19 protein-coding genes are annotated in these 21,539 nt (G+C 75.2%); 11 read left to right on the top strand and 8 right to left on the bottom strand.

Annotation, left to right across the window (positions count from 1 at the left end; genetic code table 11):
- The first annotated feature begins 55 nt into the window (after window positions 1–55).
- The 4 genes from ABGB06_RS22165 (at window position 56) to ABGB06_RS22150 (ending at window position 3,385) form a co-directional block, all read left to right on the top strand.
- The gene (locus ABGB06_RS22165; RefSeq protein WP_347592069.1) at window positions 56–724 is read left to right on the top strand and encodes a response regulator transcription factor; all 669 of its coding nucleotides are present in this window, start codon (window positions 56–58) and stop codon (window positions 722–724) included.
- Complete coding sequence (locus tag ABGB06_RS22160; RefSeq protein WP_347592045.1) at window positions 709–1,908, top strand: HAMP domain-containing sensor histidine kinase; 1,200 nt, start codon at window positions 709–711, stop codon at window positions 1,906–1,908. The genes ABGB06_RS22165 and ABGB06_RS22160 overlap by 16 nt, the downstream gene beginning before the upstream one ends.
- Window positions 1,909–2,117: 209 nt before the next feature.
- A complete protein-coding gene (locus ABGB06_RS22155; protein ID WP_347592043.1) occupies window positions 2,118–2,342 on the top strand; it encodes a hypothetical protein in 225 nt (74 codons plus the stop codon).
- 137 nt (window positions 2,343–2,479) lie between these two features.
- Window positions 2,480–3,385 (top strand): Rieske (2Fe-2S) protein, encoded by a 906-nt coding sequence (locus ABGB06_RS22150; RefSeq protein ID WP_347592068.1) that lies wholly within the window; start codon window positions 2,480–2,482, stop codon window positions 3,383–3,385.
- Between the two features lie 39 nt (window positions 3,386–3,424).
- Here the strand turns inward: ABGB06_RS22150 and ABGB06_RS22145 are convergent, their stop codons facing one another.
- Both ABGB06_RS22145 and ABGB06_RS22140 read right to left on the bottom strand, forming a co-directional pair.
- On the bottom strand, window positions 3,425–4,225 hold the full coding sequence (locus ABGB06_RS22145; protein WP_347592041.1) for a TauD/TfdA family dioxygenase: 801 nt from the start codon (window positions 4,223–4,225) through the stop codon (window positions 3,425–3,427).
- 114 nt (window positions 4,226–4,339) lie between these two features.
- Window positions 4,340–5,602, bottom strand: a complete 1,263-nt coding sequence (locus ABGB06_RS22140; protein WP_347592039.1) for an MFS transporter — start codon at window positions 5,600–5,602, stop codon at window positions 4,340–4,342.
- Window positions 5,603–5,698: 96 nt separating this feature from the next.
- On the opposite strand from ABGB06_RS22140, the gene ABGB06_RS22135 reads away from it, so the two are divergent.
- The 6 genes from ABGB06_RS22135 (at window position 5,699) to ABGB06_RS22110 (ending at window position 11,517) form a co-directional block, all read left to right on the top strand.
- Complete coding sequence (locus ABGB06_RS22135; RefSeq protein ID WP_347592037.1) at window positions 5,699–6,706, top strand: ABC transporter substrate-binding protein; 1,008 nt, start codon at window positions 5,699–5,701, stop codon at window positions 6,704–6,706.
- On the top strand, window positions 6,696–7,823 hold the full coding sequence (locus tag ABGB06_RS22130) for an iron ABC transporter permease (RefSeq protein ID WP_347592035.1): 1,128 nt from the start codon (window positions 6,696–6,698) through the stop codon (window positions 7,821–7,823). Before ABGB06_RS22135 ends, ABGB06_RS22130 begins: the two co-directional genes overlap by 11 nt.
- Complete coding sequence (locus ABGB06_RS22125) at window positions 7,820–8,584, top strand: ABC transporter ATP-binding protein (RefSeq protein WP_347592033.1); 765 nt, start codon at window positions 7,820–7,822, stop codon at window positions 8,582–8,584. The genes ABGB06_RS22130 and ABGB06_RS22125 overlap by 4 nt, the downstream gene beginning before the upstream one ends.
- A 67-nt stretch (window positions 8,585–8,651) precedes the next feature.
- The gene (locus tag ABGB06_RS22120; protein WP_347592031.1) at window positions 8,652–9,494 is read left to right on the top strand and encodes a DUF364 domain-containing protein; all 843 of its coding nucleotides are present in this window, start codon (window positions 8,652–8,654) and stop codon (window positions 9,492–9,494) included.
- Entirely contained in the window at window positions 9,491–10,528 is a 1,038-nt protein-coding gene (locus ABGB06_RS22115) for a GHMP kinase (RefSeq protein WP_347592029.1), read from the top strand. Before ABGB06_RS22120 ends, ABGB06_RS22115 begins: the two co-directional genes overlap by 4 nt.
- Window positions 10,486–11,517 (top strand): pyridoxal-phosphate dependent enzyme, encoded by a 1,032-nt coding sequence (locus ABGB06_RS22110; protein ID WP_347592027.1) that lies wholly within the window; start codon window positions 10,486–10,488, stop codon window positions 11,515–11,517. Before ABGB06_RS22115 ends, ABGB06_RS22110 begins: the two co-directional genes overlap by 43 nt.
- Here the strand turns inward: ABGB06_RS22110 and ABGB06_RS22105 are convergent.
- The 6 genes from ABGB06_RS22105 to ABGB06_RS22080 form a co-directional block, all read right to left on the bottom strand.
- Window positions 11,481–12,632 carry a xylan 1,4-beta-xylosidase gene (locus ABGB06_RS22105; protein ID WP_347592025.1) on the bottom strand — a complete coding sequence of 384 codons (1,152 nt, stop codon included), beginning with the start codon at window positions 12,630–12,632 and terminating at the stop codon, window positions 11,481–11,483. The two genes, ABGB06_RS22110 and ABGB06_RS22105, sit on opposite strands and share 37 nt — an antisense overlap.
- Window positions 12,633–13,055: 423 nt before the next feature.
- Window positions 13,056–13,274 (bottom strand): hypothetical protein, encoded by a 219-nt coding sequence (locus ABGB06_RS22100; RefSeq protein WP_347592023.1) that lies wholly within the window; start codon window positions 13,272–13,274, stop codon window positions 13,056–13,058.
- Window positions 13,275–13,389: 115 nt separating this feature from the next.
- On the bottom strand, window positions 13,390–14,310 hold the full coding sequence (locus ABGB06_RS22095; RefSeq protein ID WP_347592021.1) for a carbohydrate ABC transporter permease: 921 nt from the start codon (window positions 14,308–14,310) through the stop codon (window positions 13,390–13,392).
- Window positions 14,310–15,227, bottom strand: a complete 918-nt coding sequence (locus ABGB06_RS22090; RefSeq protein ID WP_347592018.1) for a sugar ABC transporter permease — start codon at window positions 15,225–15,227, stop codon at window positions 14,310–14,312. The genes ABGB06_RS22095 and ABGB06_RS22090 overlap by 1 nt, the downstream gene beginning before the upstream one ends.
- Window positions 15,208–16,569: an extracellular solute-binding protein gene (locus ABGB06_RS22085; RefSeq protein ID WP_347592016.1), complete on the bottom strand. Its 1,362-nt coding sequence runs from the start codon at window positions 16,567–16,569 to the stop codon at window positions 15,208–15,210. The genes ABGB06_RS22090 and ABGB06_RS22085 overlap by 20 nt, the downstream gene beginning before the upstream one ends.
- Before the next feature lie 294 nt (window positions 16,570–16,863).
- Window positions 16,864–19,119 carry a sugar isomerase domain-containing protein gene (locus ABGB06_RS22080; protein WP_347592014.1) on the bottom strand — a complete coding sequence of 752 codons (2,256 nt, stop codon included), beginning with the start codon at window positions 19,117–19,119 and terminating at the stop codon, window positions 16,864–16,866.
- Between the two features lie 187 nt (window positions 19,120–19,306).
- Between ABGB06_RS22080 and ABGB06_RS22075 the strand changes: the two genes are divergently transcribed.
- A complete protein-coding gene (locus tag ABGB06_RS22075) occupies window positions 19,307–21,502 on the top strand; it encodes an alpha-N-acetylglucosaminidase (RefSeq protein ID WP_347592066.1) in 2,196 nt (731 codons plus the stop codon).
- Window positions 21,503–21,539 lie beyond the last annotated feature (37 nt).

Raw genomic sequence — 21,539 nt, 5'->3', positions numbered from 1 at the left:
CCGCCCGGCGGACTTCCATACAAGATCCATATGTGACGGCTGGGATGCTGAGCGCATGCGGGTACTACTGGTCGAGGACGAGCAGCCGTTGGCCGGGTACATCGCGGTCGGGCTGCGCAAGCGGGGCTTCGCCGTCGACGTGACGCACGACGGCGCGACCGCCCTGGAGAAGGCCGAGGGCACGCCGTACGACGTGGTGGTGCTGGACCGGAACCTGCCCGGCGTGCACGGGGACACGATCTGCCGGCGGCTGGCGCGCCGCGGCACCTCCCGGATCCTGATGCTCACCGCCTCGGACGCGGTGCAGGACCGGGTGGCCGGCCTGACCCTGGGCGCGGACGACTACCTGGGCAAGCCCTTCGCGTTCCCCGAGCTCGTCGCCCGGGTGCAGGCGCTGGCGCGGCGCAGCACGCCGGCCCGGCCGCCGGTGTTGCGCGCCGCCGACGTGGTGCTCGACCCGGCGCGGCGCACGGCGGAGCGCGGAGGCCGGCCGCTGTACCTGACGCCCAAGGAGTTCGGGGTTCTGGAGTTGCTGCTGGCCGTGGACGGCGTCGTGGTCAGCGCCGAGACGCTGCTGGAGAAGGTGTGGGACGAGCACGCCGACCCGTTCACCAACGCGGTGCGGATCACCGTGGGCACGCTGCGCCGGAAGCTCGGCGAGCCGCCGCTGATCGGGACCGTCACCGGCGCCGGCTACCGGATCAGGGCGTGCGCGCCCGACTGACCGCCAGGAGCCGGCTCACGCTTCTCTTCACCGTGACCGTGCTGGTCGCCGGGTTGCTGATGACGGCGCTGACGTACGCGTTGATGCGCGGCAGGCCCGTCGTGCGGATCGTTCAGTACGAGCGGCGGCTTCCCGGCGCCGAGGCCCCGTCGCCCTCCGCCGAACTGGGCCATCTCCTCGACGAGGCTCGCTCCGCGGCGCTTTCCGATCTGCTGACCCGGGCCACCGTGGCGCTGGTGGTGGTGACGCTGCTGGCCGCCACGCTCGGCTGGTTCGTGGCGGGCCGGGTGCTGCGCCCGATCCGGACCATCTCGGCGACCGCCCAGCGGCTCTCCGCCGAGAACCTCTCGGAGCGGGTGCCGGTCCGCGGGCCGGCCGACGAACTGGCCGCGCTCGCCGGCACCGTCAACGGGATGCTGGACCGGATCCAGCGCGGCATCGCCGAACGCGACCGGGTGCTGGCGAGCCAGCGGATGTTCACCGCCAACGCCGCGCACGAGCTGCGCACCCCGTTGACCACGATGCGCACCGCGATCGACGTCACCCTCGACGGCACGCCCAGCCCGCGGGAACTGCTCACCATGGCCGGCGACGTCAGGACCGCCGTGGAGCAGAGCCAGCGCACCCTCGACGGGCTGCTGGCGCTGGCCCGCAGCGAGGGCGGCCTGCGCGAACGCCGGCCGGCGGACCTCGCACACGTCGCGGCCGGCGTGCTGGAAGGCGCGACCGACCCGGCGGCGGCCCGCGACGTCACCCTCCGTCCGGAGCTGCGCCCCGCACCGGTCACCGGCGAGCCGGTGCTGCTCGAACGCCTGGTGAACAACCTGGTGGACAACGCGGTGCGGTACAACGTCCCGGGCGGCCGGGTCGCCGTGACGACGGGCAGCGCGGACGGGTGGGCGTTCCTGCGGGTCGCGAACACCGGCCGGCCGCTGCCCCCCGACGCGGCGGACGGGCTGCTCGAGCCGTTCGTCCGCGGCGCGGAGGCCCAGGGCGAGGGCGCGGGGCTCGGCCTGTCCATCGTGCGCGCCATCGTCGCCGCCCACAGCGGGGAGCTCCGCGCACTCGCCACGCCCGCCGGCGGTCTGGACATCACCGTCCGCCTCCCCTTCCACTCCGACACTCCCCCGGGACGGTCGGAACCCGAGGTGGCCAATCGAACACTTCGGGTAGTCGAGGGCTGAGAGGCCCGCGCGCCGACCGGGGTCCGGGCCGCCCGACCTTCGGGAGTGCACCATGCCAACGAGCCGCACCGCCGACGTCGCCGTCGTGGGAAACGGCGTGCTGGGACTGTCCGTCGCCGTCGAGGTGGCCCGACGGGCGCCCGACGCGCGGGTCGCCGTGGTCGGACCGCCGGAACGGCGGATGGGCCGCGACCGCCGCGGCCGGCGCCATGCTCAACTGCTTCGGCGAGGTGACCCGGGCGACCGCCTCGCATGTCGCCTCGGAGGCGAGGTTCGCCGTCGCCCGGCAGGCGCTCGACGCGTGGCCGGACTGGCTGGCGTCGCTCCATGACGCGGCCGGGACGGGGCTCCGCCGTTACCTGCTCGCGGCGCGTGACCACCACGGCCGGGCCCGCGCCGGGGGCGGGCCCGGGGCGGGCGGGGCATCCGGGTGAACCGGGGTGCGGCGTCGTTTGCCGTGGTCGGTCGGGGGGACTCGGGGCCCATGAGCCAGGCGCAGGGTAAGTCGCGGGTGGCCGACGCCGCCCGGCGGAGGTGGCGGGGCGCGGCGCGGCCGGGCCGTGGACCGGTGATGACGGCGCTCGACCGGCTGGAGGGCGCGGCCGTGCTGGATCCGGTCGCCGAGCGGCTGCGGCGCTGGGTGCGCGCGCTCCCGTTGGGTCAGGCCAGGGACGCGTTGCACGGCAGATGGCTCGGGCATCCGCTGCACCCGGCGCTGGTGCAGGTGCCGATCGGCGCCTGGACGTCGGCCGCGGTGCTCGACCTCCGGCCCGGTCAGCGTGGCGCCGCCGGCACGCTGGTGGCCGTCGGCCTGGGCGGGGCCGCGCCCGCCGCGCTGGCCGGCTGGGTGGACTGGGCCGAGCTGCACCGGCAGCAGACCCGGGTCGGCCTGGTGCACGCGACGTTCAACATCGCCGCCATCGGCCTGTACGCGGGGTCGCTGGCCGCCAGGATCGGCGGGCGGGACCGCGCCGGACGCCTGCTCGGCTTCGCCGGCCTGACCGCGGCGTCGGCCGGCGGCGCGCTCGGTGGCCACCTGTCCTTCCGTCAGGCGTCCGGCGCGAACCACGCCGAGGAGGTGCCGCATCTGGTCCCGTCGGGCTGGCAGGTGATCGGCGAACTGGCGGACCTGCCGGTGGGCGAGCCGGTGCGGCGCACCGTGGGCGAGGTTCCGGTGCTCGCGCTGCGCGAGGGCGACGACACGGTGTGGGTGCTGGCCGAGCGGTGCAGCCACCTGGCGGGGCCGCTGTCCGAGGGCGAGATCGTCGACGGATGCGTGCGGTGCCCGTGGCACGGGAGCACGTTCCGGCTGTCCGACGGCTGGAACGTGGGCGGTCCGGCCACCGCGCCGCAGCCGGCCTTCGACGCCCGGGTGGTGGACGGGCGCGTCCAGGTCCGGCTCCGCGAGGAGCCGAGCGCGGCCCGCTCCGCCGGCGCCGGCGGCACGCTCGGGCAGGCCGGGTCCGAGGCTGCCTGAGGTTCCGGCCTGGGGTTCCGCGCCCTGCCGTCCCCGCGGTCAGCGGGCGTCGGCGCTGCGCAGGGTGAGAATGCGCACCTCGCGGTCGCCCGGATGTCCGTCCCGGCCGTGCCAGCAGCGGTAGTTGTCGAGCAGCAGGATCTCCCCCGGGGCGACGGCGAAGCGGGGCAGCGTCCGCTCCGTCTCCCGCACCCGCTCGTCGAGGCGCGCCAGCATGGCCCGCACGTGGTCCGCCTCGGGGTCCCGGTGCAGCGGGACGGCGCCGTCCGTGCGCCGGACGATGCGCCGGCCGGTGCGGGTGTACTCGACGTGCCGGCCGACCCGCGGCGTGGCGGGGAGGCCGCGCAACCCGGCCCAGGCGCCGTAGAGGTCCACGTCGGCGGTGGTGAGGAAGGTCCACAGCTCGGGGTCGGCCGCGGCGCACTCGTCCACGAACCGGTAGGCGTCGGCGACGAACGACGCCCCGCCGGAGTCGGACGGCCGGACGCACTGGACCAGCACATGGTCCTCGTCGGGGTCGCGGCGCCGGGTGGGCACGCCGCCCACGTCGACGGTCAGGTCGAAGCTGTCGGCGTGCAGGTGGACGGGGTCCGCGTCCCGGGAGGTCCGGCGGCGCACCGGGAAGAGCCGCCGCAGCCGGTCGCCGAGCGCCAGCGCGGCGGCCACCACGAGCGCGTCGGCCGTCGGCGCCAGGCCGGCGAGGAGCACCGCGCCGTCGCGGTCGAGCAGGGCGCGGGCCCGGGCGGCGTCCGCGGCGTCGGTGGCCTCGACCCTGGCGGGAACGATGCCGAGGGCGGCGCCGGACGCGGGGGCCTGGGGGTGGGCGGTGCGGATGGGCATGGCGCGGGCGCTCCTTGGGCGTGCTCGGTGTTGCTCGGTCGTGCTGGTCGTGTCCGGCCGGGGCGGGCCGGTCTGGGCGGGCCGGTCTGGGCGGGCCGGTCTGGGCGGGTCGGGTCAGGGGGCGTGGGGTCGTCGGGAGAAGTGCCGGGCGGTGGGCACCGTGGCGGCGGCGGCCGGGGCGAGGAAGCAGACCAGGGCGCAGCCGGCGAGCACCGGGCCGGCGCCGAAGGCGGCCACCGCCGGGGCTATGAGGGCGAGCCCGGCGGGCGCCAGGCCGTAGGAGAGCAGGAAGTCGAGCGACGACACCCGGGCCAGCAGGCGGGGTTCGACCTCACGCTGGATGGCGGTGAACCAGGGCACGTTGAAGAGCTCGATGCCGAGTCCCGCGGCGGCGTAGGCGGCCACCACGAACGCCGCGTCGCTCGGCAGCCACAGGCTCAGCGGCGCGAAGCCGTAGCAGGCGAGCCCGGCCAGGGCGGCCCAGCCGAGGGTGCGGGGCCGCCAGCGGGCCATCAGCACCGCGCCGGCCAGCGCGCCGGCGGTGTACCCGGTGGTCGCCAACGCCAGCACCACCTCGGTGCCGTAGCGGTCGCGGCTGACCAGCGGGAGCACGACCCCGGTCGCGGAGTATCCGGTGGTGATGACCGCGGCGAGCGCGGCGAGGCCCGCGAGGAACCACGGGTGCCGGCGCGCCTCGCGCACGCCGTCGGCGAACTCACGCAGCATCCCGGCGCGTTCACCCGCGCCGGCCGGGGAGTCCGGGGAGGCAGGGGAGGCGTCCCGCGCGCCGCCCGGCGGCACCAGGCCGGCGGCGAGCCAGAGCGCGGCGGTGCCGAGCAGCAGGGCGCCGGTGCCGACCACGGTGGCGAGCAGCGCGGTGAGCGCGGGGGCGGTGAGCGTGGTGACGCGCACCGACAGGGACAGGGCGGCGTTGGCCTGTTGCCGTCGCGAATCCGCGACGACCTCGGCGGTCAGCGCCTGGAACGCGGGCCGGCAGGCCCCCTGTCCGGCGCCCACGACGAGGGCCGCCGCGGCCATCAGCGGCAGGGAGCGCCCGAGTCCGACGGCGATCAGCGGTGTCGCCGCCGCGGCGGCGAGCGCGGACCACCGCACGACGCCGCGCCGCGAGTGCCGGTCGGCCAGCACGCCCCCGACCGGCACGGCGACCAGGAAGCCGGCGGTGCGGGTGGCCAGCACCAGGCCGAGGCCGCCCGGGCCGAGCGACGACTCCAGCACGGCGAGGCCGAGCACGAACGGCATCGCCCAGGTCGCCAGTCCGGACGCGGTGCTGCCCGACCACAGGCGCAGGAAGGCCGTGTCGCGCAGCAGCGGCCGGGGGTGGACGAGCTCTGACGTCGTCGCCGGGGGTGCGGTCACAGCGACCGTGCTCCTTCTGTCAGTATTGCCAACAGTATGCATCTGCGATGAACAAGTAGATTCAAATGAAAATACTTTTCGTTTAGACTACCGGCCATGTCTCTTCGCACGAACCTGGGAACCGTCGCCGTGTTGACGCTCGTCGTCGCCGGCTGCGCCGATCCGTCCGGGAGTTCGCCGGACTCGTCCGCCGGCGGGGACGGCCCGACGGTGTCGAGCTGCGGACGGGAGTTGACGTTCGCCGACCCTCCGGAACGCGTCGTCACGCTGGACCAGTCCTCGACCGAGACGCTGCTCGCGCTGGGCCTGGCGGACCGCATGGTCGGCACCTCGAACCTCAAGTCCCGGGTGGCGCCGGAGTACCAGGCCGCCTACGAGGAGATCCCGGTGATCAGCCCCGACATACCCACCGCCGAGCAGCTCCGCGAGGCCGCTCCTGACCTGGTGGTCTCCTCGTTCTCCGAGCACTTCACCCGGGACCGGGTGGGTACCCGCGCGGAACTGGCGGACCTCGGGCTGCCCTCGTACGTCAGCGCCGTCGACTGCCCGGGCGCCAACGCCGCCGACCTCACCTCCTTCGACCGCCTCTTCACCGACTACGAGAACCTGGGCCGGATCTTCGGCATCGAGGACCGGGCCGCGGACCTGGTCGCCGAGCAGCGGCGGGCGACCGAGGAGGCCGCCGCGGCCGGCGAGACCCTGACGGAGGAGACCTCCGTGGTGTGGGTGTACTCGGTCTACAACGACGTCCCCTACGTGGCGGGGCGGGGCGGGATGCCGGACGCCATGGGCGAGCTCGCCGGCCTGACGAACGTCTTCGACGATGTCGACGAGCTGTGGCCCGAGGTGTCCTGGGAGGAGGTCGCCGCGCGGGACCCGGACGTCATCGTGGTCGGCGACCTGTCGGAGCGCGGCACGCCGGGCGACAGCGCCGAGGAGAAGCTCGCGATGATGCGCGACCATCCGGTGGTCTCCCAGCTGCCGGCGATGCGGGAGAACCGGATCATCGAGGTGCCCGGCATCGAGATGGACCCGTCGGTGCGCACCGTGGACGCGCTGGGGGTGCTGGTCGAGGGACTGCGGGACCTCGGTCATGTCCGCTGATCCGGCCCTGCTGGGCGTGCTGCACCCCACCGCGCGCGGCGCCGAGGCGCCGGCGCCCCCGACGAAGCCCGTCCCGGCCGCCCGGCCGCCGGCCCGGCGGGGCGGGGGCCGGAGGCGGCGGGCGGTCTGGTTCGTGTGCGGCGTCGCGGTGCTGCTGGTGTCGGTCGTCCTCTCCGTGCGGATCGGCGCGAGCGACGTCGGCTACGGCGAGCTCGGCCGGGTGCTGGGCGGCCGCCTCGGGCTGGACGTGGAGCCGCTGCCGCCGCTGCTCGACTCGCTGGTGTGGGACCTGCGGCTGCCGCGGGTGCTGATGGCCGCGCTGGTGGGCGCGACGCTGGCGGTCAGCGGCGCGGCGTTGCAGGCCCTGACCCGCAACGCGCTGGCCGAGCCCTATCTGCTCGGCGTCTCCTCCGGCGCCTCCACGGGCGCGGTGGCGGTGGTGGTGCTGGGCCTCGGCGCCGGCTCGCTCGGCGTCACCGGCGGCGCGTTCGTCGGCGCCCTGCTGTCCTTCGGCCTGCTGCTGCTCCTGCTGCGGCGCGGCGGTCTCGACTCGCTGCGGATCGTGCTGACCGGGGTGATCGTGGGTCAGTTCTTCTCCGCGCTGACGTCGCTGGTGCTGATGGCGTCGGGCGACCAGGACACCACCAGGGCCGTCACCCACTGGCTGCTGGGGTCGATGGCCTCGGCGCGCTGGGACGTGGTGGTGGTCTGCGCGGTCGTGGCCGGGGTGGGGCTGGCCGTGGTGTGGGTCTTCGCGTCGGCGCTGGACGGCCTCGCGTTCGGCGCGGACACCGCGGCGTCGTTGGGGATCGACGTGCGGGCGGCGCGCGGCGTGCTGTTGGTCGTGACGGCGTTGATGACCTCCGCGGCCGTGGCGTCGGTGGGCGCGATCGGGTTCGTCGGCCTGATCGTGCCGCACGGCGCGCGCTTCCTGGTGGGTCCCGGGCACCGCACCCTGCTGCCGTTCGCCGCGCTGGCCGGCGCGGTGTTCCTGGTGTGGACCGACGCGCTGGCCCGGATCGCCTTCGCGCCCCGCGAGGTTCCGGTCGGCGTCTTCACGGCGCTGGTCGGCGTGCCGCTTTTCCTGCTCGTCCTGCGCCGGCGGGGGGAGCTGTGAGGATCAGCGTCGAGCGGCTGAGCTGGGCGGTGCGCGGCACCGTCATCGTGCGGGAGGTGGACGCCGACATCGGGCCCGGCGAGACGGTCGGCCTGATCGGGCCCAACGGCTCGGGCAAGTCGTCGCTGCTGCGCTGCGTCGCGGGCCTGCGCACACCCACCTCCGGAGCCGTCCGCTACGACGGCCGGGACATCCGCGACTGGTCGGCGCGGAGCGTCGCCCGGCACACCGCGTTCGTGGAGCAGGTCGCGCACGCCGAGAGCGACCTGCGGCTCGGCGACGTCGTCGCGCTGGGCCGGACGCCGTTCCGCGGCCGGCTGCGCGGGCTCGGCCCGACCGACCATCTGGTGGTCGAGGCGGCGCTGGCCCGGGTGGGGCTGACCGGTCTCGAGTCCCGGCCCTGGCACACGCTCTCCGGCGGCGAGCGGCAACGCGCCCATCTGGCGCGGGCCCTGGCCCAGCAGCCGCGCGGCATCCTGCTGGACGAGCCGACCAACCACCTCGACGTCCGGCACCAGTTGGCGCTGATGGAGCTGCTGGCCACGACCGACCAGACCGTGCTGGTGGCCCTGCACGACCTGACGCTCGCCGCCCGCTACTGCGACCGCCTGCTGCTGTTGCACGGCGGCCGGCTGGTCGCGACCGGGTCGCCGCGCGAGGTGTTGACCGCCGACCGGCTCCGGGAGGTCTTCGGCATCGACGCCGAGGTGGACCGGGACGCGCTGGGCAACCTCACGGTGGCCTACCGGGGCGCGCTCTAGATAAAAATGATTTTCATTTGTATCGTGAGGGAGTTGCCGTCACCTCACCCGTAACGGAGCTCTCCACGTGAACGCCTCACCGTCGCTCGCCCTCCGGACCGTGGCCGAACTGCACGCCGCCGTGCTGGCCGGCGACCTGGGTCCGCCGCCCGCCACCCGGGTGGCGACGAGCGTCTTCTGGCTGCACCACGGCACCCGGCTGGCCGGCGGCGGGACCACCTACCGCAACCACTACGTGCTGGTGCGGGTGGGCGGTTCGTTCGGCGCCTGCGCGTTCGAGGCCGGCGAGATCGACCCGGCGGTCTGCGCGGACGCCTCGGGCAGCCCGCTGGACGCGCTGCTCCGCGAGGCGCCCCCGGCGCTCCGGATCGCCGCGCTCGACGCCTACCTGGCCGAGGGCCGCCCGCACCGCGACGCCCCGGACGCCGAGCCGGTCACCCTGCCCGCCGGGCCGCCGGAGGTGCGCGCAGAGGCCAGGGACGCGGCGGTCGCCGGGCTTCTCGACATCCGGCCCGGCGCCCGGGTGGCCCTCATCGGCGTCGTCAACCCGCTGGTCGCGGCCATCCGCGAACGCGGCGGCGACTGCCTGCCCTGCGACCTCAACCTGCGCACCACCCGGTGGGGCGACCCGGTCACCGACTCGATGGCCGAGGTGCTCGACGCGGCGGACGCGGTGGTCGCCACCGGAATGACGCTGGGCAACGGCACGTTCGACGCGATCCTGCGGCGCTGCCGGAAGCGCGGGCTGCCGCTGGTCGTCTACGCGCAGACGGGAAGCGCCGTGGCCCGGGCGTTCCTGGGCGCGGGCGTCACCGCGCTGTCGGCGGAGCCGTTCCCGTTCTCGCAGTTCAGCGCGGAGCCGACGGTGCTCTACCGGTACCGCGCGACCGCGCCGGGGAGCGCCGGATGACGGCGACCGGCGCCGGCCACGCCGCCTGCCACCACGGGGAGATACTCCAGGGCGTCTTCCGCGACCGGCGCGGGGCCCGCTGCCTCGGGCTGGTGACCCTGCCGGTGCCCGGCGTCGGCAGCCGCGCCGAGTTCGAGCGCCGACCCGGCACCCCGCCCGAGGACCTCGCCGTGCTCCCCGCCGACCGGACCCGGGCCCGGCGGGCCGCAGCGCTCGCCGTCGCGGAATGCGCCCGCCGGACCGGCCGGCCGCCCTGCGGCGGCCGACTTCGACTGCGCGGCGGGGTGCCGGTGGGCCGCGGCATGGGCTCGTCCACCAGCGACGTCATCGCCGCCGTGCGGGCGGTCGCCGCCAGCTTCGGCACGCGGCTGCCGCCCGCGGCGATCGCGGAGCTGGCGGTGCGCGTCGAACGCGCCTCGGACCCGCTGATGCTGGACGGCGGTCCGCTGCTCTTCGCGCAGCGCGAGGGACGCGTTCTGGAGGTGCTCGGCGCCGCGCTGCCGCCGGTCGTGGTGCTCGGCTGCGCCACCGGCGGCGGACGGCCCGTGGACACGCTGAGCGTGCCGGCGGACCGCTACGGCGAACGGGACGTGCGGGCCTTCGAACGGCTGCGCGCGCTGCTCCGCCGGGCCGTGGCCGCCGCCGACCCGGTGCTGCTCGGGCACGTCTGCACCGCCAGCGCGCGCCGCCACCAGCGGCTGCTGCCCAAGGAGGAGTTGCCGTTGCTTACGTCCCTCGCCGCGGCGGCGGGCGCGGTCGGCGTGCAGGTCGCGCACAGCGGCAGCGTGGCCGGCCTGCTGTTCGACGCCCGCTCCCCCGACCTGGACCGCCAGCTGCGGCGCTGCGCGCGCGATCTGGCGAACGAGGGCCTGACGCCCGGCGCCCTCTTCGCCACCCGTCCGCATCCGCCCGCGCCCGCGCTGCCGACCGCCCTCACGGCCCCGGCCACGGTCACGGCCACCCCCACGTCCGCACGAGAGGGAGACCCCACGTGTTCGACCACGTCGCGGAGGCGCTCGCCCGCCCCGACCTGATCCGCCTCGAACCCCGCCTGTGCTGCCTGCGGTTCGAGACGATGAAGGTCGTCTCCGCGCTGGCCGCCGTGCGCCATCTCCTGGACCAGGGCCGGATCCGTCCAGGGGACACCCTGCTGGACAGCTCCAGCGGCATCTACGCCTACGCCCTGGCGCTCGCCTGCCACCGCTACGGCCTGCGCTGCCACATCGTCGGCTCCGCGACCGTCGACGCCACCCTGCGCGCCCAGCTCGCCGTGCTCGGGGTCCGGCTGGAGCAGATGGCGCCCACCGCCAACCTCAAGCTCGACCAGAGCCGGCGCGTCCGGCGCGTCGAGGAGATACTCCGCGACCACCCCGACCACCACTGGATGCGGCAGTACCACGACGAGGTGCACTATCTGGGCTACCGCGCGGTCGCCGAGCGGCTGCACGCGGAGCTGGGCGACGCGACGCCGCTCACGCTCGTCGGCGGCGTGGGCTCGGGCGCCTCCACCGGTGCCCTCGCCACGTACCTCAGGGAGCGCGCGCCGGACACCGAACTCGTCGGCGTGCAGCCCTTCGGAAGCGTCACCTTCGGCAGCGCCCACGTCGCCGACCCCGAGATCATCATCGCCGGGATCGGCAGCTCCATCCCGTTCGGCAACGTCCGGCACGCGCTCTACGACACCCTGCACTTCACCGCCTTCGAGGCCGCCCTCGCCGGCAGCGTCGACCTGCTGCGCCGGCACGCGGTGTTCGCCGGGCTGTCCACCGGCGCCGGCTACCTGGCGGCCCGCTGGGAACGCGACCGCGACCCGCGTCGCACGGTGGTGTTCGTGGCCGCCGACACCGGGCACCGGTACACCGACGCGGTCTTCGCGCGACACCGGGAGGCGGCCCCCCTGGCCCGGCTCGCACCGCACCAGGTGACCGACCAGGACGACCTCGCCCTGCCGTGGAGCCGGATGCCGTGGCGCCGGCGGCCCGCAGGTCAGGGCCTGGCGAAGTCGCGCAGGACCGGGAGGTAGTCGGTGGGCTCGCCGCCGCCCGCCTGGCGGGTGGAGGTCCAGACGCACGGGAACCCCGAGCCGTCGCATTCGGGTCCCCACCACAGGGCGACGTCCGCGCCGCCGTCGCGCATGCCGTCCAGCACCGAGCGGATGGCCGCCGGGCTGCTCTCCGGGCCGTCCGCCGAAAGCGGCGCGTAGAACTCCGCCCACCAGATGGGCAGGTCGGCGCGGCCGCCGAGCCAGGCGGAGACCGCGCGGAACATGTCGCCGGCCCGGTCGGCGGGCGGGTGGTAGCCGTCGTTGGTGCTGGCCCAGCCGTCCACGGTGAGGAAGTCGGCGCCGACGCTGTGCTCCAGCCAGTAGTCGACGGCGTCCAGATCGCGCTGGTCGACCGTGCCCCAGTCACCGGTGAGCGACGAGGGATGGCTCATCTGGTCCTGGTCCCGGTACACGTTGAACGACACGTAGGGGCCGCCGATCATCAGGTCCGGGTCGTGCGCCTTCAGGCGCTCGTAGACCAGGTTGTACAGCTCGGTGTAGCCCTCGTGGTCCCAGCGGTTGCGCTCGTCGTCCCAGAAGCCCTTGAACTCGTTCCACACCTGGAAGTACCGCACCTGCGGATAGCGTCTGGCGGTCTCCACGGCCAGGTCCGCGAAGTCGTCGTAGTGCTCGGGGGTGGGCGCGGCGTCCATGTCCCAGTCGTCGGTGCCCTTCATCCAGCCGGGCGCCGAGCAGAGCGTGATCACGGCCTCGCCGCCGGTCCGCTCGATGAGGTCCATGCGCTCGTCCATGCTCGCCCAGTCGTACACGCCGGGCTCCGGCTCGGGATTCTCCGTGCCCCAGCCCATCAGATGCTGGTTCTGCAGCGGGCCGACGGTGGTCAGGATCTCCTCGGCCCGCGCCCGGGACTCGGCCTGGCCGTCCACGCTCTGCTGGGTGTGGGTGACCCCGACCTCCAGGGTCTCCGCCGCGGTGGCGCCGGCGCCCTCCTCGGATGTGACCGCCTCGGATGTGACCGCCTCGGAGCTGACCGCGCCGGACGCGGGGGAGAGTCCGGCGCCGGCCAGGCCGACGGTGACGAGCAGGACAACGAGGCGGGCCCGCGGACGGCGACGTGCCGCTGAAGACGTCATCGTCGGATCGTAGGCCCACCTCACTCCGCCGGTCACGCCCCCGTACGCCCCCTCGGACGCTCACGGGCCGCGCCGCACCGCCGCGTCCCTACCCGGGGGACGGTGCCCTTCGATCGCGGCCGGTGCGTCGGGTGGAGGGCTCGGGGGCGGGGGCCTCGTCGGCCGCACCGAAGTCCGGAGCCTGGAAGGGGTTCGTCACCGGAGGTCGCGGTGCCGTCACGGTGTGCGGGACGGCCGGCTCCGGTTCGGAGAAGAGCGAGAACGTATCGATGGGGCTTCCCACTTTCGGTGGTGGACTCGGTCCTGGACAGGGTTAACGGCGCGACGTGGTGACGAGTCGGCTCCGGCGCCCCGGAGGGCGGCCGGCGCGGACCCATGCCACGCCACGGCTGGACGTCGGGCGGTGCCTCGTCCGAGGCCCCTTCAGAGCTTGGTCATCTTGCTGAAGGGGGATGTGATCCGTGTCCGGGCGGTACCGAAATCGACGAGCACGGCGGTCTCGCCCTCGGCGCCGACGACCCAGCCGAGGCCGTGCTCGTCGTGCGTCACTCGGTCTCCCACGGAGAACTGCTTGGGGTGCGGCGCGGCCGGGGCCTTGAAGGGGCTGGACGGCAGGTGGCGCCGGAATGCTGGTTTCGTCATCTCCACCAGTATGCGCCTGCCGTCCGGGTTACGGCCCACACTCTCGATCCAGTCACCGGATGGTTATCGCCGCGGTCGCGTGTGACGCAGGACACAGCGGCCCCCGGCCCCGGCCTCACCCCTTGGTCGCGCCCTGGAGCAGGCCCGCGATGAAGCTGCGCTGGAAGACCGCGAAGAGGATCAGGATCGGCAGCATCACGATGATCGTGCCGGCCGCCAGGGTCGGGATGTCCGTGCTGTTCTGCCCGACGAAGAAGCCGAGGCCGGCCGGCGCCGTGTGCTTGGTGGTGTCCTGGATCAGCACCAGCACCAGCAGGAACTGGTTCCACGACCACATGAAGACGAGCAGGCCCAGGGTCATCAGCGACGGCCGGGCCAGCGGCAGCAGGATCCGCAGCAGGATGGCGCCGCTGGAGGCGCCGTCGATGCGGGCCGCCTCCACCAGCGACGGCGGCGTGGCGAGGAAGTGGGTGCGCATCCAGAAGACGCTGAACGGCATGAACAGCGCGATCTCCGCCAGGATGACGCCCAGGTAGGAGTTGGTCAGGCCGACGCCGCGCAGGTCGAAGTAGAGGGGGACGACGACCAGTTCCACCGGGATGGTGAGGCCGGCGACGAAGAAGCCGGCGACCGCGTCGCCGCCCGGCAGGCGCATCGTGCCCAGCGCGTAGCCGGCGAGCGTGGCGAGGACCAGGGAGGCGGGCACCACGCCGAGCGCGATGACCAGGCTGTTGCGGATCAGGTCGGAGAACCCGGCCACCGACCACGCCGCCTCGTAGTTGTCCCAACTCCAGCGCTCCGGCCAGGTGAGGCCCACCACGGGCGTGCCGGCGGGCTGCACCGAGGCCAGGAAGACGCTGAGGAACGGGATGACCACGGCGATCGCCAGCACGGTCAGCAGCGCGTAGCCGGACCAGCGTTCCGCGGAGGTGGCGGTGTTCGCGGAACCGCCGGCGGCGGCGCCGGAACGGGCGGGGCGGCGGGCGGCGCGGGGGTCGACGGTGTCGGTCGCGGTGGTGTTCGTGGCGGTGCTCATCACTCGGCCCTCTCCGGCCTGGACAGACGGTTGACGGCGTAGACCAGCACGAGGATCAGGCAGCTCAGCACGACGGCCAGGGCGGCGGCGAGGCCCACCCGCCCGTCGGAGAACGCCAGCCGGTAGACGAGAAGGCCCGGCACCGTGGTCTGCTCGCCCGGGCCGCCGTTGGTGGTCACGTAGACGATGTCGAAGCTGGCGAGCGCGGCCACCAGGGTCACGGTCATCGCGACGGCCACCTCGCCGCGCAGGTGCGGCAGGGTGACGGAGACGAACTCCCGCACGGGGCCCGCCCCGTCCAGCCGGGCGGCCTCGTAGAGGCTCGGGTCCACCTTCTGCACGCCGCTGAGGAAGAGCATCATGCACAGGCCGCTCAGCACCCAGGTGCCGACCAGGCCCACGGCGACCAGCGCGGCGTCGAAGTCGCCGAGCCAGGCCCGGGTCACGCCGTCCAGGCCGACCGCGCGGAACGTCTGGTTCACCAGGCCGTCGTCCCCGTACAGCCAGCGCCAGGTCACGCCCACCGCGACCAGCGGCACCACCTGCGGCAGCATGAACAGGAACCGGTACGCGCCCATGCCGGGCCGCCGGTGGCGGGCCAGCAGACCGGTCATGGCCAGGCCGAACGCGATCGGCAGCAGCGAGAAGAACGCCACCAGCACCAGGGCGTTGAGCACCGACCGGCGCAGCACCGGATCTTCTAGGAGAATCTCCCGGTAGTTGTCCAGGCCGACCCACTCGCCGAGAGTGACGCCGTCCCAGTCGAAGAAGGAGAGGTAGGCGGTGTGCAGCGCGGGCAGCACCGCGAAGGCGAGGTAGACGGCGAGGGCGGGCAGCACGTACAGGTAGCCGCGCCACCGGCCGCGCCCGCGGGTGGTGTGGAGGGCCGGTGCCGGCCTAGTCCGCGTGTTGTTCATCCCACACGTCCTGGAGAGAGTCGAGGTAGTCGGCCGGGTCGACGCGGTCCGCCACGAGCTTCTGCACGCCGGAGCGCAGCGCGTCGAGCATGGCGGGAGCGGCGAAGTCGGGGAACGTGGTGATGCCGTCGTCCGTCACGGCCTCCCGGTGAGCCGCCGCCACGTCGGCGAGCACGCCCTCGGGGTCGGCGACGGCCTCGGGGTTCGTCGGCAGGAAGCCGTTGTCGGCGATGATCTGGTTGGCCTCGGGCGAGGTCATGAAGTCCAGGAACGCGCCGGCGGCCTCGGGGTGTTCGGTCTGCGAGGAGACCGCGTAGGAGACGCTGAAGCCGGACGCCACGGTTGGGTCGCCGGGCCGCTCGCCGGGCAGCGGGAAGAAGCCGACGTTGTCGCCCATGACCGTGGCCAGCTGGCCCGCGGCCCAGTTGCCGTTGACCAGGAAGACGCTGTCGCCCTGGGTGAACTGGGCGGTGGAGTCCCCCTGCGCGGTGCCGTTGGCCGAGTCGTTGTAGTAGCCGCGGCTCCCCCAGTCGATGACCCGCTCGGTGGCGTCGATCGCGCCGTCGGTCTCGATGGTGGCGCCCGGCGTGCCGTTCACCCAGTCCCAGTAGTCGTCCGTCGGCATGCTCTGGTTCAGCAGCGCGGCCCACAGGTGCAGGCCGCCGGTGTCCAGCGCGCCGACGCCGAGCGGGGTCAGGCCCGCGTCCTGGGCGGCGGCCAGCTGGTCCTCGAACTCGGCCAGCGTGGCGGGCGGGCCGTCGATCCCGGCCCGCGCGGCGAGGTCCTTGTTGTAGTAGATGCCGGTCATCGACAGGCCGGCCGGGACGCCGAACAGGGCGTGGCCGCCGGTGGCCTCGCTGGTGAGCCCCGCGGTGAGCTGGTCCAGGCTGACCGGCGGCACCGCCTCGTCCCAGCCGTACGCGTCGCGGTACGGCGCGAGGTCCAGCACGTAGCCGTCCTCGGCGAGGTCGCTCATGCCGACCGCGTACTGGGCGATGTCCGGCGCGGTGTCGGACGTCATGGTCAGCTTGAGGTTCTTCACGTAGTCGTTGAACTGCTTGAACTCCGGCTCGATCGTGATCCGCGGATGGTCCTCCTCGAACGCGGCGATCAGCGCGTCGACCATCAGCGGGGCGTCGGCGAACTGGAGGCGCAGGGTGATGTCCTCGTCCGGCACGGCGGTCGAGGACGGCGCGCTGCGCGGTCCCGGCGCCTCGGCCGCGCTGCCCGGGGTGAGCGCCTCGCAGGCGGCGAGCGGCAGCACGAGTGCCGCGGCGCCAGCCGCCGCAAGGCGCTTGCCGCGTGTGCCGCGCGGTCGGCGGGGGCGGGTCGGTGGGGACACCGTGCCTCCATTCTTGGGAAAGGGCCTGATGAGTGGGTTCGTGGGGGACCTGATGGGGATCGAGGTGCGGGATGACGCGGCCGTTGGCGAGGTCCGGCCGCGGTGCGGTCCGGGGAACGCGGCGGTGGCGTCGTGATCGGCGGGAAGGCGGGGGCGCGTGTGCGCCGGCGTCGGTGGTGGCGGTGGTGGTGGCGGCGGGCAGGTGTCGGGGAGATCGTTGGGTGTGGCGGCGGGGATCGTTGGGGCGGTGTTGGTGGCGACGGGGCGGTGTCGGGATCGGTGGGTGGCGGGTGGTCAGCCGGTCGGGCAGCGGTCGCGGTGGCGGGCGAGGAGGGCGCTGTTGTGGCGTTCGGCGTCGCCCTCGGCGTTCTGGCTGATCAGCAACGGCGGCGACTGCCCGTGTTCCTCGGCGAGCAGCTGGGCGACGCGACAGGTCAGGGCGTTGACGAGGGCGGCCCCCACGACCGTGGAGAGCGCGCCCACGGTGACGTCGGCGACGGGCACCACCGTGTCGCCGAGCCGGCCGTGCGTGTCGATGACGATGTCCGCCACGTCCAGCAGGCGCCGCCCGGTGGCGTGCCGGGGCACGGCGGCCAGGGAGTGCGCCCGGTTGGTGAGGGCGACGACGGTCGCGCCGCGCTCGCGGGCGCCGAGGGCGAACTCGATCGGCACGGCGTTGATGCCGGAGTTGGACACCACCACCACGACCTCGCCGGCGCGGATGTCGGCGGTGGCGAGGATCGCGGCCGCGTAGCCGGCGACGCGTTCGGCCGCGCCCGCGTGCCGGGGCGCGTGCGGGGACAGCGCCGGGTCGGCGATGACGTTGACGGGCGCGAGGCCGCCGGCGCGCTGGAGCGGCTCCAGGGCGACGAGCTGCGAGTGGCCGCTGCCGAAGTAGTGGACCACTCCCCCGGCGGCGATGCTCCCCGCGATGGCCCGGGCGGCCCGCTCGACGGCCGGCCGCTCGGCGGCGACCAGCACCCCCAGGTTCGCCCGCAGCGCGTCGAGGTACGCCACATCGGCGAGCTCCCCACCGGCCGCCTCCGGCGCACCGACCCCGGCCCGCGCGGCAACGCCGGTCGCGTCGCCGGCAGCCGACGATCTGCTCGCCGCCGCAGGGACCGCGGCATCTCCCGAACCCGGGCCGCCAATCCGGCCAGGGCCGTCACCGGAACCGGCCGCAGCCGCGACGTCCCCTCCGCCCGACGCGGCTGACCGGCCGTCAGCAGGCGACGGGCGACCTGACCCGGTGGAGTCGCCGGGCTCACCCGGTCGCTCGCCGGATTCGGTCGTGCCGGCGCGGCCGGCGAGGTCATCCGGCTGCTCGGCGGTATTCCCTGCGCTCCGCGGCGCCGCGGCGGCCGGTGGCGGAGCGGGTGTCGCCGAGTCCGCCCTGATGGGCGCACCGCCGCTGGACGACCGGCGGCCGGTGCCGCCGGGGGACGCGGCTCCGACGGGCTCCGGGCCGCCGGAACGGCCGAGGCCGGCCGGGTCCTTGCCGGCCGCATGGCCGGACTCGTGGGTGGGCATCGTCGGGTGGCCCCCTGAGGGTGTCGTGCTGGTGTGGTGCGGGTGCAGCAGCCCGCGGAGCGGGCCGGGATCGTGGGCGAGGGCAAGGCCGCCGTCGAGCGCGTCGCCGCGCGCCGGTCGCGGTGCGCCGTGCGGCAGCAGGGCGGCCAGTTCCTCGGTGAGTGGCCCGGTGAGGATCGCGCCGGCGCGGACCAGGCCGCCGGTCCAGGCGACCGGCACCGGCTCCGCCGTTTCGGGAAACGCGCGTCGGGCCGCCGCGGCGATCGCGCGGGCCAGGTCGCGGCCGGCGTCGGCGAGGAGGTCGCGGGCGGCCGGGTCGCCGGACGCGGCGGCCCGGGCGACGTCCGCGGCGAACGCCGCCACCGCCTCGGCCGGCCGTTCGGCCGCCGACAGCCGCCCCGGCAGGCCGCCCAGCGGCCCGAACCGGCGCACGGCCAGGTCCCGCAGGCCGGTCGAGCCCGCGCGGCCATCCTCCGCGCGCAGCGCGAGGTCGAGCGCCCGGCGCGCGATGTCGAAGCCGCTCCCCGCGTCGCCCAGCAGGTGTCCCCAGCCGTCGACGACGGCGGTTCGCCCGTCGGCGCCGACGCCGAGCACCACCGTGCCCGTGCCGGCGGCGAGCACCACGCCGGGGACGGCGCCGAGCGCGCCGGCGTACGAGGTGACGACGTCGCCGCAGACGAGCGCGGTGACGGCGCCGGTCGCCGTCGCCAGCAGCCAGGGCAGGCCGGCCGCGCTCGCCGGGTCCTCGGTGACGCCGGTCAGCCCGGCGACCAGGGTGTCCGGGCGCCGCGCGGGATCCGGCAGCCGGCCGGTCAGCGCGCCCACCGCGGCGGCGATCGCCTCGGGGGCGCCTGGTTCGGCGGGGTGCGGCAGGCCGGGCCCGGCGACGCTCGCCAGCCGCGCGCCGGCCACGTAGAGCGCGGCGCGGCAGCCGGACTTGCCGCCGTCCACGGCGACCGTGACCGGGCGCCGCGCGGCGGTGCCCTCGGCCCGTTCCGCCGCCCGCGTCGTCGCTCGCATCCTGCCGTCCTGTGGTCCGTACCGGTGAAAGAGGTCTGGACCATACCAGCGGCCCCACGAACGCACCAGACCCCGTGCATCGATCGCCATTAGCGCAGTTCAGCCCTTGACCACGATTCCGTGGCTGCCTAGCCTGACAGACCGTGGTACGTACCACAGCGAGCACGGGGAGAGCGGGGGTCGCGTGATGACGCCAGGCGAACGGCAGGGCCAGGCCGCCGGACGGCTGCTCCGGCGGGTCCTCGGGGACCGGGCCGGGGCGTTCACGGTCGAGGTGGCGCCCGGGGCGGAGACCGAGTCGGGAGCCGGGGCCGACTGGTTCGAGGTCGACGCCGCGGCGGGCGGCGGCGTGGCGCTGCGCGGCTCCAGCGGCGTCGCCGTCGCCTCGGCGCTGCGCTGGTACCTGCGGACCGCCTGCCGGACCCAGGTCACCTGGGACGCGCCGGCGCCCCGGCTGCCGGACCGGCTGCCGCGCACCGGCACGGAGGCCCGGATCGTCTCGCCGTACCGGCACCGCTACCACTTCAACGTCTGCACCTTCGGCTACACGACCGCGTTCTGGGACTGGGCGCGCTGGGAGCGGCACATCGACTGGATGGCGCTGCACGGCGTGACGACGCCGCTGGCCATGACGGGCGCCGAGGCCGCCTGGTACCGGACGCTGCTGGGCGCGGGACTGGACGACGCCGCCGCCCGGGACTTCCTCGGTGGCCCGGCCTACCTCCCGTGGAACTGGCTCGCCTCGGCCGCCGGCTGGGGCGGCCCGTTGCCGCGGGGCTGGATCGAGGGACACGCGGATCTGGGCCGACGCGTTCTGGACCGCGAGCGCGAGCTCGGCCAGCGTCCGGTGCTCCAGGGCTTCTCCGGGCATCTGCCGGCCGAGCTGGTCCGGCGGCGCGGGGCGCGCGCCACGTCCCTGCCGTGGTGGGACTTCGAGGTCTCGATGCTCGACCCGCGCGACCCGCTGTTCGAGGAGTTCGGCACGGCGCTGCTGACCGAGCAGACCCGGCTGTTCGGCACCGACCACCTGTACGCCGCCGACCCGTTCATCGAGACCACGCCGCCGGTGACCGAACCGGCCGAGGTGGCCCGTGTCGCGCGGGCCGTGCACGGGACGATGACGGCGGCGGACGACCGGGCCGTGTGGGTGCTCCAGGCGTGGCCTTTCTCCTATCTGGCCGACTACTGGACGGCCGACCGCACGGCGGCGTTCCTCGGCGCCATTCCGGACGACCGGATGCTGGTCCTGGACCTGTGGGCCGAGCACCAGCCGGTCTGGCGGCGGGCCGGCGGATATCACGGCAAGCCGTGGGTGTGGTGCATGCTGCACAGCCTCGGCGGGCGGCCGGGGCTCTACGGCCGGCTGGACGAGGTGGCCGCCGCGCCCGCGCTCGCCGGGGCGGACCCGGTCGGCGGGTCGCTGGCCGGGGTCGGCGCCAGCATGGAGGCGTTCGGCGGGGATCCGGTGCTCTACGAACTGCTGGCGGACGTCGGCTGGTTCGGCGGTGTCCCCGACATGTCCCGCTGGCTGGCGGAGTGGACCGCGTGCCGGTACGGCCGAACGACGCCGGGCCTGCGGCGCGCCTGGGAGCTGCTGCGGGACACGGTCTACGCCGTGGACGGGCCCGGGCCGCCCGCCTCGGTCGTCCTCTGCCGCCCCACGCTGGCCGGCGACCTGCGCCCCACCCCGCCCCCGCATCTGCCGACCGACGCCTCCCCCGTCGTGCCGCCGGGCCTGGCCGAGGCGTGGCGGCTGCTCGCGGACGCGGCGGACGAGACGGCCCCGGCGGACCTGCCCGAGGTCGACGCGGGTCCGCTCGGCCGCGACCTCTGCGACGTGACCGCGCAGGTGCTGACGCATCTGGCCTGCGCCCGGCAACGACGCGCGGCCGACGCGGCGCTGGTGCGGGACGCCGACGCGTTCGCGACCGCCGCGGCGGAGCTGCTCGCGGTCCTGGCCAACCTGGACGACCTGCTGTCCACCCGGCCCGAGTACCGCCTGGACGGCTGGCTGGCCGACGCCGCCGGCTGGGCCACCACACCGGAGGAGGCCGCGCTGTACGACGCGAACGCCCGCCGGATCCTGACGGTCTGGGGCCATCCGCACAGCGAGTTGCACGACTACGCGGGCCGGCACTGGGCCGGTCTGGTCGGCTCCTTCTACCTGCCGCGCTGGCGGCGTTGGTGCGAGGAGGTCGCGCGGGCGCTCCGGGTGGGCGCCGCGTTCGACGCCGAGGGCTTCGAGGCGTCCCTGGTCGACTGGGAGGAGCGCTGGGTCGCGGGCGCGGCCGGGACCGCGTCGCCCCCGCCCGCCACCGAGACGACGGCCGCCGTGGCGCGCGGGCTCCTCGCCCGGTACCGGCCGGGGGACAATCGTGGCTAGCAGAGGTGTGCGACACCACGGAGTGGACGTGACGGAC

It is taken from the genome of Streptomyces sp. B6B3, from assembly GCF_039871525.1.
Taxonomy (GTDB): domain Bacteria; phylum Actinomycetota; class Actinomycetes; order Streptomycetales; family Streptomycetaceae; genus Streptomyces.
Note: the sequence above shows the minus strand (reverse complement) of the source record. Positions and strands in the feature narration are given on the sequence as shown.